Genomic DNA, 15998 nt, shown 5'->3' on the forward strand with positions numbered 1-15998 from the left:
TCGGGCCGACGTGCCACTATTGGTGTCGTGTCCCGCATAGGTTCGTACTTTCCGCTCGTCGCGCGGCATCACGAGCTCACGCAGCTACGGGATGCGCTGGCGCGCGCCCAGTCGGGGCGGGCCACCAGTTTGCTCGTCTCCGGCGAGGCGGGAGTCGGCAAGAGCCGGTTACTCGCCGAGCTCGCCGATCATGCGCCCACGACGGGAGCGCACGTGCTCGTCGGGCGGTGTGTCGACATCAGCGAGGCCGGATTCCCCTACTTGCCGTTCACCGAGATCATCGAGCAGCTCCGTGCCATCGATCCGGGCGCGTTGCCGGCGCGGCCCGGCCTCGCGACGCTCGTCGGCTCGGCCAGCCCGGCTCCATCACGTGCCGCCACGGCTGCTGCGTCGGCGGCCGAGGACATCGGGCCCAATGCGGCGCACCAGTTCGATCAGCTCCAGCTCTTCGACGCGGTGCTCGGTGCGCTCACCGATCTGAGCGAGGACGCCTGTGTCGTCGTCCAGATCGAGGATCTGCACTGGAGCGATCCATCAACGCGTGACCTGCTCTCCTTCCTGCTCTCCCGGCTGGGCGGGCAGCGACTGCTCATCGTCGCCAGCTACCGCTCCGACGAGCTCCACCGCCGCCATCCGCTGCGTCCGATGCTCGCCGAGCTGGTCCGGCTGCCGGCCGTCGAGCGCCTCGACATCCAGCCATTTCGCCGGGAGGACACGGAACGTTTCATTCGCACGATCGCATCCGAGGACGTCGACGACGCCACCATCGCCGACATCGCACGCCGGTGTGAAGGCAACGCGTTCTTTGCCGAGGAGCTGGTGACGGCCAACTCGACGTCTCCTCAGGACGGCATTCCCACCGTGCTGGCCGAGGTGTTGCTCGCCAAGGTCGAGAAGCTGAGCACCACGGCTCAACGCGCCGTCCGGGCGCTCGCCGTCAGCGGGAACTGGCACGTGCGCCACACCACGCTGGAGGCGGTGATCGGTATCGATCCCGCGGAACTGGACGCCGCATTGCGCGAGGCGATGCAGCACAACATCATCGTCACCGACGTGAAGGATGCCTACACGTTCCGGCACGCGCTGCTGCGTGAGGCTATCTACGCCGATCTCCTTCCCGGAGAGCGGACCCGCCTGCACGCGGCCTACGCAGCCTCCGTCGCGGACAGCGGCGTCGCGGGCATGGCCGCGGCGCTCGCTTACCACAGCATGCGCGCCAACGACCTGCCCACCGCGCTGCACGCCTCGGTCCAGGCCGCGAAAGAGGCCAGGGCAAAGGGCGCGGCCGGCGCCGAGCTCCAGCACATCGAGCGCGCGCTCGAGCTGTGGCAGGCCGTCGATGACGCCGAGGCGAACGCCGGAAAGAGCGAATTGGCGTTGAACCGCCGGGCGGCCTACGCGGCGGGCTCGGCCGGGCTTCCCGACCGCGCCCTGGCATACATGCGCACGGCCATTCCACTGGCTGACGCCAACCACGATCCCGTTCTCGCTGCCGATACCCGCCGCCAGCTCACCCAGGCGCTGCTCGACAACAGTCACTGGACCGAAGCAGAACAGGTGATCAATGAGGCCTGGGAGCTCATCAAGGACTGCCCAACCAGCAAGGAGCGCGCCTGGGTGCTCTCCATCCGCACCCGGGTGACCGTCATCGATGAAGAGCGGCGCTCCATCGCCGAGGCCGCGGCCGCCGAGGCCCGCGCGTCCGGCACGGCAAGCGCCGAGGCAGACGCGCTCATCTCACTCGCCTTCGCCGACGACCGGGACGGTCGCACCGAGAGTGCAGCCCGCCTTCTGGAACGTGCTCGCCAGCTCGCGGTCGAAGCCGGCGCGCTCGACGTCGAGTTGCGCGCCTGGTTCAACCTCGTCTTCAGCCGTTTCGACCACGGCGAGCTGGACGCGGCGGCGCAGATCGCCGACGAGGGCGTCCAGCGCGCCGCCGAGCTCGGGCTGACCTGGAGCCTGTACGGGCGGCGGGTGCGCATGCTGCAGGCGCTGGCGCACTACGCCCGTGGTGATTGGGACGCTGCCGCCGAGGCGGCCGCCCCTCCCGGCGAAACGGTGTCCGATCTGGTCTCGGCAATGCTCACGGTCGCCGGCGCGATGGTCCACGTCGGGCGTGGCCAGTTCGACCAGGCCGAGCTCACGCTGGAACGCCTCCGGCCGGAGTGGTATCGCAACGAAGACGAGCAGATCGCCAACCTTGCTGCCGCGGCCAGTGCGGAGCTCGCGTGCTGGCAGGGCCGGCCGGACACCGCTGCCGAGCTCGTCGAGGAGGCGCTGCGGTCGCTGCCCGCGCTCTCCGGGGAGCAGTGGCCCCTGGGCGGAATCAGGCTTGCCGCGATCGGCCTGCAAGCGCTCGCCGATCGCGCCCATTCGACGGCGCCGCCCGACCCGTCGACGACCCGGGACGCCACGGACGCCGGCGACGCGCTGCTCCAGCATGCCGAACAGACCGCAGTCCACGGCGTTCCCCGAACGGCCGACCTCGGACCGGAGGGGCGCGCGTGGCTCATGCGGGCCCGGGCAGAGCACGGTCGACTGCATGGCACGCGGGATCCGGATTCGTGGCAGGCGGTGATAGACGCCTTCGGCTACGGTGACGTGTACCAGCAGGCCATCGCCCGCTGGCGGCTTGCCGAGACGCTGATCGCCGCCGGCCGCCGGGACGACGCCGCAATCCCCCTCGAAGCCGCAGCATCCGTGGCCGACCAGCTCGAGGCACGCCCGCTCGGCGACGCCGTGCGCGCCCTGGCCCACCGGGCGAGGATCACGCTTCCGGGCGCACCCGCAGCGTCGATGCAGATCCTCACGTCGCGCGAGGCATCGGTGTTGTCTCTGGTAGCACAGGGCATGACCAACCGTGCCGCTGGCCAGAAGTTGTTCATCAGCGAGAAGACCGTCAGCGTGCACTTGTCGCGGGTGATGTCCAAGCTGGGGGCGGCGAGCCGCACCGAGGCCGTGGCGCTCGCGTACCAACGTGGCCTGCTCGACGAATCCGTCACGCAGTAGCCGATCTCACGCTACGGTCCCCCTCCACCGGAGCCGCCTCAGCCACCGCCACCGTCGCCACCGCCGTCGCCGCCGCCCGGACCACCACTTCCTGAAACGCCACCGCCACCCAGCGCGTCACCGAAACCGCCGAAGCTGGCGAAGCTTCCATCTCCGCCATCTGAACTGAACGCACCACCGGGTCCACCGTCGCCGTTCGTGCCCGACAGGAGATCGCTCGACTGGCCGCAGGCGTCCGCGAAGTCGCACAGGCCGGCCCAGTGCGGCTCGACCTCGTGACCACTGGATGCCTTGCCAGACGACTTCGCATACACCCAGCCACGCAGGTTCGCCAGCCCCAGCAGCGCGACGACGAACGGCATGCTTGCCGCGCCCGGACGGCGGGAGCCTTCCAGCCGGGATCGCGCGGCATCCAGCAGCCGATCCCCGGCAGGCGTGCGCGGCCCGAGGTGCCGCCGGGTCACGAGATGGACGCCATATGTCGCCAACCATGCCCCGCAGAACGCCAGTCCTGCCGCGCCGACGGCGTCCGGCAGCTCCGGCGCCACCAGGTAGACCAGCGCGAACACCGTGCCAAGCAGTACCAGAGCGGCGACGCCGAAGAAGCGCAGCACCAGCACCAGTACCAGCGGGGTCGCAAGGAATAATGGCACGGTCAGGAGACGGGGAGCGCCCCCGCTCGCGGAGCTGGCAGCGAGAAACATCATGCTGAATAGGATTCCGGCCGCGAGCGGAAAAACCATGATCGACTGGATTCCGACGGCGAGCGAGTGCAGCCGCTCAATGCCACGTAGCCGCTCCGCCGGGAGCAGCAGGCCGGCCGAGCGCAGCCGGGACAACGCCGGTTGCGTCCACCGGCTCCGGCCCACAGCGGCCACCAGCACCGCCGGGTGGCAGGACGGGCGACGGGCGACGACATCCATCGCGGCCACATCCAGCTCGTGATCGAGTCCGGTGTCACCGCGCCCGTCGTCGTTTCCAACGGCCTCGACCCGGGCGAGTGGTTTGCGGATGCCGCGCCCAGCGCGTCGTACCCGGATGCGCCCGTCGCGATACAGGCGGGCCAGCACCACCTGACCCAGGCGCCGTTTCCCGCCAGCGAGGAGCGCCAGCTCGTGCTCGTCGAGATCGTCCACGGTCAGGGCCGACCCCTGGGCCGCCCGGGCACGCATCCGCCGCCCTCGCATGCCCGTCAGCACGTAGACGAGGCCGAGGAGCACGAACACTCCCCCGATGATCACCGGTACGAGCACGGTCACTGTCACGATCTCCCCACTCGTCACGCTCTGCGGCGCATCACACCCTAGATCCCTCTCCCGCTGATCATGAACACTAGGCGTCCTATGTGGACGCCTAGTGTTCATGATCAGCGGGAGAGGGCGTTACAGTGGGGGTATGCCGCAACAGCGCCTGTTTATCTGCCCCCGGTCGGCGATGTCCCGCCGCCCGGAGGGCGTGCGCGCTTGAGGCACCACCCTTCGCGGACCGCGAGCCGGCCGGGGGAGTAGCGATCGTCGCCCCGTATCCGGTTCATTATCGTCCGCGAAAGGTTTCTTTCCGTGTCTACGACTACTGCCATCCCCTCCGGCGCGCCCTCGCATCTTGACGTGCCAGCCCTGGTCAACGCGCTCTCCGTAACCGATCTGACCGATCCGGCGAGCGGCCCGCATGCGCTCCAACAGCTCGTCGACGCAGCCGTGTCCGCGCTGAGCGGCCTGTGGAACGTGGAGGTCAGGACACTACGTTCCGGGCCGATCGTGGCCGTCGAGGACAACTACGACCGCCTCGGGTACCCATCCGACACCATCGTGCGCGACACTCGATACACGCGATACGTCAGCAACACGACGATGCTGCGTAGCCACACGTCGGCCGGCATTCCACCAGCGCTTCGGCGGCTCGCGGCCGAACAACCGGCCAGCGACGTCCTGCTGGTGCTGCCCGGACTCTGCCATCGCCGGGACACGATCGACCGGCTCCACACCGGCACGCCGCACCAGCTCGACCTCTGGCTGCTGCGGCGCGGCGGACGTCGGCTCGATCACGACGATCTCCTCGAGATGATCGGGACGCTGATCGATGCGCTCCTCCCCGGTTCTCACTGGCGGTGGAGCCCCGCCTCACACCCCTACACCGTCGACGGCCGGGAAGTGGACGCCATCCGCGACGGTACCCCGGTCGAGATCGCCGAATGCGGCCTAGCGGCGCCCGACGTGCTCGCTGCGGCCGGCATGGATCCCTCGTCGTGGACCGGACTCGCCCTTGGCATAGGGCTGGATCGACTGTTGATGCTGCGCAAGGGCATCCCGGATATCCGGCTCCTGCGGTCGGACGATCCGCGAGTCGCCGGGCAGATGCTCGACCTCGCCCCGTACCAGCCGGTCTCCGACCTCCCTCCGGCACGGCGTGACATCTCCATCGCGGCACCCCCGGATATCGACGCCGAGATCCTGGGCGACCAGGTCCGGGAAGCGTTGGGCCCGGACGCGGAGCTGGTCGAGGAACTCGCGATCGTGTCGCACACTCCCTACGGCGAGTTGCCCGCGTCCGCACGTCAGCGGCTAGGTATCCGGCCGGGCCAGGTCAACCTCCTGGTTCGCCTCATTCTCCGCCCCGCCAGCCGGACGATGACCAGCGCCGAAGCCAACGAGCTACACGATCGCGTCCACGCTGCCGTGCATCACGGAGGGTAGGGGAACCATGGCGCGCAGGGTGTCGCGCGGAATCACCCGGCGTCGATCGAGATCTCGTCTCCGGGGCGGACACCCAGCAACGCCGCAGCATCGCCCTGGTTGACGGCCACGGCGACGTAATCGTGCGAGTCGACGTACACGAGCAGCCCACCAGGCTCGACGTCGGCGAAGACGCGTCCGACCCGGGCTCGCGTCTCCGGCCCGTCCCCGGCGCTGACCCGAACTCGCTCGCCGGGCCCGAAGCCGGCAGCGGCGAAATGACCCGAGCGGGCCGCCAGGGAGACGTTGCCGAAGTGGTCCACGACATGCGCCTCGGAGTGCAGGAAACCCGTTCCCGCCCGGACCTCGGGCTCGGGCAACCGCACCAGCGTGTCGACGTCCACGCGGGGTCCCAATTCGGACAGCGCAACCCCCCGCGCGATGTGCGCCGCCGCCGGGGCGAAGACGTCGCGGCCGTGAAACGTCGCGGCGTCTACCACCACACCGCTGGCCACCCCACCAGCACGATCACCCGCGAGGCGGTAGGCCGGCTCGGTCAGCTCCACCGCCCGCTCGACGCTGCCCTGCGCGACCGTCTCTGCCGCCCACGACAGCAGGCCGTTGTCCGGACCGACGAACGTGTAGCCGCCGGCCGAGATCGCGACACCACGCCGCGCGGAACCCACGCCCGGGTCGACGACGCCGACGACGACGCATGCCGGCAGGTACGGAACGGTCTGGGCCAGCACCACCGCCCCGTGCCGCACGTCCTGGGCCGGGACGTCGTGCGTCACGTCGATCACGCGCAGCCGCGGGGCGATCCGGGCCATCACACCGTGACAGGCGGCGACGAACCCGTCCCTGCGCCCGTAGTCGGTGAGAAAGGCAGCCCACATCTCCGTGTCACTCGTCATGCGTCGATCACCGTCACGTCGTTCCCGGGGCCATGGCCTCGATCATCGGCTCGGGCTCGCTCACCAGGATGTTCGTGACGAGATCGTCCATGGTCACCAGGCCGACGACGGTGCCGTTGTCCCGCACCAGGCCCAGCTGTGCGCGATCACGCCGCAAGGTCTCCGCGGCCGTCGCAAGGTCCACGTTCACGTTGATGGGCGGCACCGGACCGGCCGCCTGTCCCGCCGTCCAGCCCGGCTCGTGTCCGCGTCCGGCCAGGGCCTCGCGTGCGTGCACCGCGCCGATGATCTCACCGGAGTCGTCGTGGACGACGAGCCGCGGATGCCGGTTCTGGGCCGCGACGTCGAGGACGTCCTGCGGTCCCGCGTCGGCGCCGATACCGATGACGTACTCCAGGGGCACCATGACCTCGCCCAAGGTCGCGCCCGGTGCGCCCAGCGCGCGGGTCAGCAAACCGTGTTCATCCGCGCGGATCAGGCCGAGCTGCCGGGACTCCGACACGAGCTGGTGGATCTGCTCGCGGTTGCGCACCGTCACGATCTCGTCGCGCGGCTGGACGCGGACCATCCGGACGAGCGCGTTCGTGAGGGCGTTGAGCACCACCAACAACCACCGGAACACCCAGGTGAAAGCGCGGAACGGCGGTGCCAGCAGCATCGCGCTCCGCTCCGGGTGGGCAATGGCCCACGACTTGGGCGCCATCTCACCGACCACGACGTGCACGAATGTCACGACGGCCAGCGCAATCCCCAGGGCGACAACATCGGCGGCCACGTGTGGCAGCCCCAGCGCGGAGAGCGGCGGTTCCAGGAGATGATGAAGCGCTGGCTCGGACACCATACCCAGGCCGATCATCACCATCGTGATGCCCAGTTGCGCTCCGGCCAGCATCAGCGACAGCTCGCGGACACCATTCAGGGCGGCCTTCGCACCCCGCCGCCGCGCGGCCACGGCCTGTTCGAGCCGGTGCCGCGCAGCACCCACGAGGGCGAACTCGGAGGCGACGAAGAACCCGCTGGCGACGAACAGCAGCCCGGTCATCACCATCGCGATCTCGGCGCTCATTGCTGCACCTCCACCACCTGACGCAGGCGCACCCGATCCGGCACGCGGCGGGCGACGGAGAGCACCTCGATGTGGATCCGTTCACCATCTTCCTCGGGCCGGGCGGCCTGCACGGCCAGCGTGTCCCCCGGCTCGGCCAGGCGGCCCAGCTCGGCTGCAATCAATCCGGCCACGGTGTCGTAGTCGTCCGACTCCGGCAACTCCGCACCGGTATACGAGTTCACTTCGTCGATTCGCAGGCCGGCATCCACCTCCCACCAGCCGTCGACGAACACGGCACCGCGCTCCTCGCTGTCCGTCTCGTCTTCGATCTCGCCGACCAGTTCCTCGGCGACGTCTTCGAGCGTCAGGATGCCGGCCAGGCCGCCGTACTCGTCGAGCACGCAGGCGAACTCGTCGCCCCGTTCCTGCATCCGTTGCACCAGCGGGAGGAGAGTGAGGCTGTCCGGGACGAGCAGCGGCAGCCGCGCGATATCGCCCGCCGTCGAGCTGGCGATCAGCTGTTCGGGCAGCCGCATCAGCTCGCGCACACCGACGACACCGATGATGTCGTCGGTGGTCTCGCCGAGTACCGGATAGCTGCTGTGCCCGTACGTGCGGATCATGTCGATTACCGTCTCCGCCGGGAACGAGGCCTGGATACTGACGACCTCCGGGCGGGGCACCATCGCCTCGCCAGCAGTGTGCTCGGTGAAGCCGATCGCCCGGCCGAGAACATCGGACAGGGGCGGCGACAGGGATCCGTGTGCCTTGGCCTCGTCGATGATGTGCCCGAGCTCCTCCAGCGTGGCACCGTGCCGCAGCTCCTCGACGGGCTGGATCCCCACCCAGCGCAACAGGCGGTTGGACGAGCTGTCGAACAATCGCACCACCGGCCCGCTGATCGCCAGGTAGACGTGGGTGGATGCTGCGAGCGCCTTGGCCAGGGTCTCCGCCCTGGCGATGGCCAGATTCTTGGGGAACAGCTCACCCAGCACCATCTGGATCACCGTGGCCAGCACGAAGGCAACGGCGATGGCCGCTCCGGATACCGCCGCATCGGGTAGCTGCAACCATTCCAGAACCGGGCGAACCAGCCAGGAGAAGGCCGGCTCCGCGATGAACCCGACCAGCAGCGCCGTCACCGTGATGCCGACCTGGGCGGCCGACAGCATGAAGGAGAGGCGTTCCATGACCCGCACGGCCGATGCCGCGCGCTTGTCGCCCGCGGCGGCCTGCCTGGACAGCTCGATCCGATCGGCCGAGACGTACGCGAATTCCTGGCCGACGAAGTACGCGGTGCCCGACGTCAGGATGAAGACTGCGGCGATGCCCATCACCGCATCCATCGGCCACCTCGCCGGCTAACGAGCGTGCTCCACTGCTGCGAGGTTACGCAACCCCGAGATACTGCATATCTTCGACTTGAAGCGTCCGACACGGCGGACACAACTCCCTTCGATCGGATAGTAGTTCGGGTTTTACCCACAATTTGGTGGTGTCGAAACCAGCGTAGCGCCGTCAGGCGCCCGGCGTGGAAACATCAGCGTGCCATCCAGGCAGCGACACGGCGACGCAACACGGGAAGACTGATCGTGGCCGCACCGAGCACGGCATCGTGGAATCCCTTGATGTCGAACCGGGACCCCAGCGTCGCCTTCGCCCGGGCACGCTGCTCCAAGATCTCGCGCTGGCCGACCTTGTACGAGAGCGCCTGGCCCGGCATGCCGATGTACCGGTCGACTTCCACGGAGATGGTGTCCGTGTCCATCGGCGCGTTCTCGGCCATGAAGTCGATCGCCTGCTGCCGGGTCCATCCCCGGGCGTGCAGCCCGGTATCCACGACGAGCCGGCAAGCACGCCACGCGTCCGAGGCGAGCATGCCGAGCCGGTCGAGATCGTCCTCGTACAGGCCCATCTCCTCGGCGAGCCGCTCGCTGTACAGGCCCCACCCCTCGATGAAGGCGTTGTGCCCCAGGCTCAGCCGTCGGAAGCTGGGCAGATCGGTGCGTTCGGTGGAGATGGCCAGCTGCAGATGGTGGCCGGGAATCGCCTCGTGATAGGCGATGGACGCGGTCTGGAACCGCCCCCTTTCGGTCGGTTCGTGCAGGTTGACGTGGTACTCGCCGGGCCGGTTGCCGTCGGCCGACGGCGGTGTGTAGTAGGCCGGCGGGACGTCGGCGGCCAAGTAGTCCGGAACCGGCGTGAGCTCGCACGGCGCCTGCGGGCGGATCCCGAACCAGCTGTCCATGGCTGTCGTGGCCTTGTCCAGGCAGGTCTTGGCGTGTGCCAGGATCTCGTCGGACGATCCGTACCGCAGGCTCGTGTCCGTCAGCAGCCGGTCGAAGATCTCGCGGACGTTGGAGGTTCCGAACACCCGCTCACCGACCTCAGCGAACTCGGCCCGGATCGTCTTCGTGGCTTCCTCCAGCCCGATCTGGTGCAGATCGTCGGCTTCCAGAGCGAGGCCGGTGTGCTGCTGGATCAGCGTCTGGTAAAGCTCCTCACCGTCCGGGAGGTGAACCAGGCCGGGACGGTCGTCGGAGCGGGCGATCGGTTCCAGATCGTTCGCGAACACGTCGCGATACCGGGAAAAGGCCGGCCGCAGGATGTCTCGCACCGCATCCGTCATATCGGCCCGCCATTGCTCTTCACCATCCCAGTCCGACGGACCGTTCAGATTCACGAACGGATCGCTCTCCAGCGGGGATGCGAGATAGCTCTCGACCTGGCGACGCGAACGAGACACGTTGATCCGTGCCGGCGTCCGGCCTGCTGCCGCGCCGTCGCGGTACCGCTGTGCAGCCTGATCAAGCATGCGGGCGAGTTCGCCGATCCGCGACACCGCCATCCGGGCGTGCTCGGGTTCGGGTGCTTGCAACTGACCACCGAGCATCAGCAGCCCGGCATGTGCGCCCTGCATCTGATCAGATGCGATCTCGGTGAGCCGCATGTCGACACTTCGGATGGCATCGTCGAGCTCTCCGATCAGCAGATCACGGGTGATCTGGTCGGTCTCGCCGAGCTGCCCCTCCGGTACGGCTTGCACGCGGCCTCGCAGTTGCGACCAGAGACGGCGCTTCTCGTGCTCGTGCTCGGCCGAAAGGTCGTCGGCGCGGTCGTCGTAGTCGTGGTATCCGAGAAACGATGCGTAAATCGGGTGCGCATCGAGCGTCGCTTCCCAGTACTCGTGCGCGATCGCGCCGAGTTCGGCAGCGGCATCCGCGGAATTCTCAACAGTCATCTTCCTATCCTGCCTGTGCCCTGCCCGCACCGGTCGGCGGGTTCGATGAGAGAACCCTCATGGTCGTCATTTCCGGCGTTCTCCCGGCGTTCTTCCCGTCGCGCTCGTCGACTGACGCGTCGCCGGCAGCGTCGGCGTCGGCGTCGGCGTCGGCGTCGGCGTCGGCGTCGGGCTCGCACGTTGTCAGCATACGGCGTGGCGCTGCAACGCTCGTGAGATGCTCCGCCGCGATCCAGTCGCATATACTCAAGTTTGACTATTTTAATCAAGGTTGAATATTCTCAAAGCATGAACCAGCCTGCACCGGTAATCACCGCGCGACGCCTGGCGCGCACCTTCCAGACGCGCACCGGGCGTGTCGAGGCGGTGCGTGGCATCGACGTCGACGTCCAAACGGGCGAGATCATCGGCCTGTTGGGACCCAACGGCGCCGGGAAGACCACCACCGTACGAATGCTCACCACGCTTCTCGCCCCCACGGCCGGTGACGCCACCATCGCCGGCCACGACCTCCGGCACGACCCAAGAGGCGTCCGCTCCCGCATCGGCTACGTCGCACAGGGAGGCTCAACCTCCGACGAGTCACTCGTCCTGGAGGAGATCATTTTGCAAGCACGGCTGTTCGGCATCGGCAAGGCCCGGGCCAAGGCCAACGCCACCGCACTTCTCCCCTCTCTCGATCTCGACGGGCTGGAACACCGACCGTGCAGGCAGCTCTCCGGCGGCCAGCGCAGGCGCGTCGACATCGCCCTCGGGCTCGTCCATCAGCCACACATCATCTTCCTCGACGAGCCGACGTCGGGCCTCGATCCGCAGAGCCGTGCCAACCTGTGGGAACACATCCGGAAGCTGCGTACGGACGGCGTCACCGTCGTGCTGAGCACGCACTACCTCGACGAGGCCGACGCGCTCTGCGACCGCTTACTCGTCATGGATCACGGGACGATCGTCGCCGACGGAACTCCTGACGAGCTGAAACGTCGCATCTCCGGGGACATCGTCACCGTCGAGATCGACACGACGGCCATGGCCGGTTCGGGGGATACCGCGAGCTCCCGGTCGGATCGGGCCGCGTCGTCGCCGGAATCCGCACGGAGCACGCCCGGTACCGACGCCACAGTGCGAGCCGCCCGACAGGCTGTCGACGTGCGTTCGGTCCTCGTCGAACGCAACCGTGTGCATGTCACCGTCGAGCATGGCGACCAGGCCGTCGTCCCGATACTGCGAGCGCTGGACGGCGCCGGAATCGCTCCGAGCGCGCTTACCGTCAAGCGCCCGAGCCTCGACGACGTCTTTCTCTCCCTCACCGGCCGCAGCCTTCGCGACAGCGACGAGAACCGGGACCGGGGGCGCGCGGGCGGCATGACCTCGGAGCCCGAAACCGGCACGCCGGCCGTTTCACACCCGTGACGACGTTCCACCAGTGACGTCACATCAGCAACGACGACGCACGTCGGCCGCAGCATGACGCGGCGAGGTCACCGACGCGTGGCACGACAACGACGATATGGACTTCACCATGCACATGATTCACGAGACAAGATTGATCTTCTGGTCACACCTACGAGCGAACCTTCGCAATCCCGCCTGGGCTGTCATCATGCTCATGCAGCCGCTGCTCTACCTGGTGCTCTTCGGGCCACTGCTGGAAAATCTCGGGGGCGCCTACGCTGACGGATCGGATCCCTGGCTGGTCTTCACGCCCGGCATGGTCTTGATGATCGCACTGTTCGGGTCGGCATTCGCCGGATTCGGCCTCGTCGCCGAGCTGCGCTCGGGAGTCGTCGAACGGCAACGCGTCACACCCGCGAGCCGCAACGCTCTGCTTCTCGGGCGAGTGGCAAAGGACATGACGGTGCTGGTCGCCCAGGCCGTCGTGCTCATCGGAATTGCGATCGCCGCGTTTGGTGTGCGCCCGGACCCGCTCGGGATGGTGGCCACACTCGCCCTGGTGGCGCTCGTCGGCGTCGCGTTCGCGTCGGCGTCGTACGCACTGGCGCTGAAGACCCGATCCGAGGACGGCATGGCGTCCACACTCAACAGCCTGACCGTGCCACTCCTGCTGCTCTCCGGCATCTTGCTGCCGATGACGCTGGCCCCCGGGTGGCTCGAGGCGCTCTCCCGGATCAACCCGCTCTCCCACACCGTCGACGCCGTCCGGGCCATGTTCGCCAGCAGATTCGACACGGCCGAGGTGGTCACCGGCACCCTCGTCACACTCGCCTTCGCCGTCGTCCTCGGCTACGTCGGCACGCGCACCTTTCAGCGAGAGAACGCCTGAATGAAAACGGAACATCGCATGGCCACATCACCGCACAGAACTCACCTCGGGACAGTCCCGGCAGTCATGACGCCTCGTATCCTGAGTCACATGGCACGACGCTCGACCCGCCTTCTGGTACTGGGAGTGGTCCGGATACTTCAACCCGTGCACGGATACGACGTGCGGCGTGAGTTGCTCTCGTGGCGGGCCGAGGAGTGGGCCAACATCGCGCCAGGCTCAATCTACGGTGCACTGAAGACACTGGAGCGCGACGGCTGGATCGAGATCGTCGACACCGGATCACGAGGTGCGCGCCCGGCCCGGACCACCTATCAGCTGACCGCCGATGGCGAGAAGGAGTACCAGCAGTTGCTCCGCGACGTGCTGTGGGAGGCAAAGTCTCCGCCGCATCCACTCCTACCCGCGGTCAGCCAGCTGCCGTTCGTTCCGCGCGACGACGCGATGGCGGCACTACAGGCCCGTGCACACCATCTGGAGGGTGAGGTCACCTTACTGGAGCGGGACATCGCCCGGATCGAGTCCGGCAGTGACGATCCCGCCACCGACGTCCCACACCACATCGCCGAGATGCAACGGCTGAGCTTGCGGCTGGTCGAGGCCGAACTGAACTGGACCCGCGATCTTCTTGGACGGATCGAGAGCGGCGACGTCAACCTCTGGCCGTCACACCCACCACACGAATGATCATGTTTGGTACGTTTTCTCGGGCCGTAACACGTCTGCAGTCGTGTTACGGCCCGAGAAAACGTACCAAACATGATCATTCGGAAAATCTCACGCTTCGACGTCGGCGCCGGCGACCAGGGGTTCGAGCATCAGCTCCGGATGGCGGCGCTGCACCGACGCGAGCCGCCACCTGTCACTGAACAGCGCGAGCAGCGCGCCATCACCACGTTCCACCACCTCGACGTCGTGCTCGGCGTCGAGCGTGGCCCGATCATCGGCACGTGTCCGCCGGGCCAGCGAGTACGGCAACCGGTCGAGACGCACCGCAGAGCCGAACTCGTGCTCCAGGCGGTGCGCGGACACGTCGAACTGCAGCGGGCCCACAGCGGCGAGGATCGGAGCGGCATCACCACGCAGTTCCGAGCGCAGCACCTGCACCACACCTTCGTGTTCCAGCTGCTGGATACCGCGCCGGAACTGCTTGGATCTCCCGGTGTCGCGCGCCCGGCACACGGCGAAGTGCTCCGGCGCGAACGACGGCATCCCGGCAAACTCCACCGGTGCTTCCCGCGCGTGCAACGTGTCTCCGGGCCGCAGCGCGGATGCGTTGACCAGCCCGATAATGTCGCCGGGGTACGCGATCTCGACCGTGTCCCGGTCACGGCCGAAGAGGGCCTGCGCGTACTTCGTCGCGAACGGACGGCCCGTCGCCGCATGGGTCACGACGGCGCCGCGCTCGAACCGCCCCGAACAGACCCGCACGAACGCGACCCGGTCACGGTGCGCCTTGTCCATGCCGGCCTGCACCTTGAAGACCAGGCCGGAGAACGGTTCGTCGACGTCCCGGAGCTCGCCCGAGGCGTCGGGACGCGCGGACGGGGGCGGCGCCAGCTCGACCAGGGTCTGCAGCAGATGCCCGACACCGATGTTGTTCACCGCCGCGCCGAAGAGCAGCGGCGTCGTGCGCCCGGCACGGAACGATGCCTCGTCGACGTGGTCCAGCAGCTGCACCTCTTCCAGCGCCGTGTGCCATTCGCCGTCATACGTCTCGGCGGCTTCGTCCGGTGTCAGCCGGCGTTCGGCCGAGATACGTACCCCGCCGGGGGCCCGTTCGAACACGGCCATCTCGCCGCTGCGGCGGTCGAGCAAGCCACGGAAGTGCCCGGATTCACCGACCGGCCACGTCAGCGGCGTGGGCCGCAAGCCGATGCGTTCCTCGAGCTGGTCACAGATGGCCAGCGCGTCCAGCCCGGGCCGGTCCCACTTGTTCACGAACGTCAGGACCGGGATGCCACGATGCCGGCAGACGTCGAACAGTTTCAGCGTCTGCGGCTCGAGTCCCTTGGCGGCGTCCAGCAGCATCACGGCGCAGTCAACGGCCGCGAGCACCCGGTAGGTGTCCTCGGAGAAGTCGGCGTGCCCAGGCGTGTCGAGCAGGTTGATCACGTTGTCGCCATACTCGAACTGCAACGCCGCCGATGTGATGGAGATGCCGCGCGCCTGTTCCATCTCCATCCAGTCCGAGACGACGCCACGGCGACCGCCCTTGCCATGGACGGCGCCGGCATTGCCGATCACACGGGCGTGCAGGGCCAGGGCTTCGGTCAGTGTGGACTTGCCAGCGTCGGGGTGGCTGATGACGGCGAACGTGCGCCGCCTCGACGCCTCGGCTGCCACCGCGCTGGCTGCGACCGGCGCCGCGGTCACCGGGCCTGCCCTACCTTCTGGCGCCGCTGACGGGAGATCTCGCTGCGAAGGTCTGCCGCGAAGGCTTCGGCCGTCTCGAGTTGGGCACGCAACGCGGCGCACCGTTCCTCGGCGACGGCTCGGTGCGTGACCAGTCGCTCGATGAGCTCCTCCCGCCTGGCGGAGGGCTCGTCACCGATGGATTCGAGCTGGCTGAGCACGGATAGCAGCTCGCGCATCTCGTCCAGGGAAAACTCCAGCGTCTTCATCCGCTTGATGAGGTTCAAGCGCGCCACGTCGGATTCCGTGTAGAGCCGGAATCCACCCGGCGTGCGCGCGGAGGGCGGGACCAGGCCCACCTCTTCGTAATAGCGGATGGTGCGCAGGGACAGGCCCACCCGTTCGGCTACCTCGCCGATCTGCATGTGCTGCAACGACACAGCGCGACCTTTCCATGGCCAGATGACAATGCTTCGAG

At 68.1% G+C, this 15998-nt stretch carries 13 protein-coding genes; 5 read left to right on the top strand and 8 right to left on the bottom strand.

Features of this window, described 5'->3' with window-relative positions:
* Positions 1-27: 27 nt before the first annotated feature.
* Positions 28-3009 carry a helix-turn-helix transcriptional regulator gene (locus DPM12_RS00705; RefSeq protein WP_211658156.1) on the top strand — a complete coding sequence of 994 codons (2982 nt, stop codon included), beginning with the start codon at positions 28-30 and terminating at the stop codon, positions 3007-3009.
* Positions 3010-3047: 38 nt separating this feature from the next.
* On the opposite strand, the gene DPM12_RS24040 is transcribed toward DPM12_RS00705, so the two are convergent.
* Positions 3048-4274 (bottom strand): TIGR04222 domain-containing membrane protein, encoded by a 1227-nt coding sequence (locus tag DPM12_RS24040; protein ID WP_158542642.1) that lies wholly within the window; start codon positions 4272-4274, stop codon positions 3048-3050.
* Between the two features lie 294 nt (positions 4275-4568).
* Here DPM12_RS24040 and srmL point away from each other — a divergent pair, with 294 nt between their 5' ends.
* Positions 4569-5702 (top strand): PheS-related mystery ligase SrmL, encoded by a 1134-nt coding sequence (gene srmL, locus DPM12_RS00715; protein ID WP_211658158.1) that lies wholly within the window; start codon positions 4569-4571, stop codon positions 5700-5702.
* 32 nt (positions 5703-5734) lie between these two features.
* Here the strand turns inward: srmL and DPM12_RS00720 are convergent, their stop codons facing one another.
* The 5 genes from DPM12_RS00720 to DPM12_RS00740 form a co-directional block, all read right to left on the bottom strand.
* Positions 5735-6595 (bottom strand): SAM hydrolase/SAM-dependent halogenase family protein, encoded by an 861-nt coding sequence (locus DPM12_RS00720; RefSeq protein ID WP_245951169.1) that lies wholly within the window; start codon positions 6593-6595, stop codon positions 5735-5737.
* 13 nt (positions 6596-6608) lie between these two features.
* A complete protein-coding gene (locus tag DPM12_RS00725) occupies positions 6609-7661 on the bottom strand; it encodes a CNNM domain-containing protein (protein ID WP_112256252.1) in 1053 nt (350 codons plus the stop codon).
* The gene (locus DPM12_RS00730; RefSeq protein ID WP_112256254.1) at positions 7658-8989 is read right to left on the bottom strand and encodes a hemolysin family protein; all 1332 of its coding nucleotides are present in this window, start codon (positions 8987-8989) and stop codon (positions 7658-7660) included. The genes DPM12_RS00725 and DPM12_RS00730 overlap by 4 nt, the downstream gene beginning before the upstream one ends.
* A 194-nt stretch (positions 8990-9183) precedes the next feature.
* The gene (locus DPM12_RS00735; protein ID WP_112256256.1) at positions 9184-10884 is read right to left on the bottom strand and encodes a DUF885 domain-containing protein; all 1701 of its coding nucleotides are present in this window, start codon (positions 10882-10884) and stop codon (positions 9184-9186) included.
* A 4-nt stretch (positions 10885-10888) separates the two neighbouring features.
* Entirely contained in the window at positions 10889-11134 is a 246-nt protein-coding gene (locus tag DPM12_RS00740; RefSeq protein ID WP_123788377.1) for a hypothetical protein, read from the bottom strand.
* A gap of 38 nt (positions 11135-11172) precedes the next feature.
* Here DPM12_RS00740 and DPM12_RS00745 point away from each other — a divergent pair, with 38 nt between their 5' ends.
* The 3 genes from DPM12_RS00745 to DPM12_RS00755 all read left to right on the top strand — a co-directional run bounded on the left by DPM12_RS00745 (position 11173) and on the right by DPM12_RS00755 (position 13852).
* On the top strand, positions 11173-12294 hold the full coding sequence (locus DPM12_RS00745) for an ABC transporter ATP-binding protein (RefSeq protein ID WP_112256260.1): 1122 nt from the start codon (positions 11173-11175) through the stop codon (positions 12292-12294).
* 115 nt (positions 12295-12409) lie between these two features.
* Positions 12410-13165 (top strand): ABC transporter permease, encoded by a 756-nt coding sequence (locus DPM12_RS00750; protein ID WP_112256659.1) that lies wholly within the window; start codon positions 12410-12412, stop codon positions 13163-13165.
* A 90-nt stretch (positions 13166-13255) separates the two neighbouring features.
* The gene (locus DPM12_RS00755) at positions 13256-13852 is read left to right on the top strand and encodes a PadR family transcriptional regulator (RefSeq protein WP_158542644.1); all 597 of its coding nucleotides are present in this window, start codon (positions 13256-13258) and stop codon (positions 13850-13852) included.
* 90 nt (positions 13853-13942) lie between these two features.
* Here DPM12_RS00755 and DPM12_RS00760 read toward each other — a convergent pair whose 3' ends face one another.
* Positions 13943-15541, bottom strand: coding sequence for a peptide chain release factor 3 (locus tag DPM12_RS00760; RefSeq protein ID WP_112256264.1), 1599 nt, complete (start codon positions 15539-15541; stop codon positions 13943-13945).
* Positions 15538-15960 (bottom strand): MerR family transcriptional regulator, encoded by a 423-nt coding sequence (locus DPM12_RS00765; RefSeq protein ID WP_211658162.1) that lies wholly within the window; start codon positions 15958-15960, stop codon positions 15538-15540. The genes DPM12_RS00760 and DPM12_RS00765 overlap by 4 nt, the downstream gene beginning before the upstream one ends.
* Between the last annotated feature and the right edge of the window lie 38 nt (positions 15961-15998).

It is taken from the genome of Phytoactinopolyspora halophila (genome assembly GCF_003287285.1).
Lineage (GTDB): Bacteria > Actinomycetota > Actinomycetes > Jiangellales > Jiangellaceae > Phytoactinopolyspora_A > Phytoactinopolyspora_A halophila.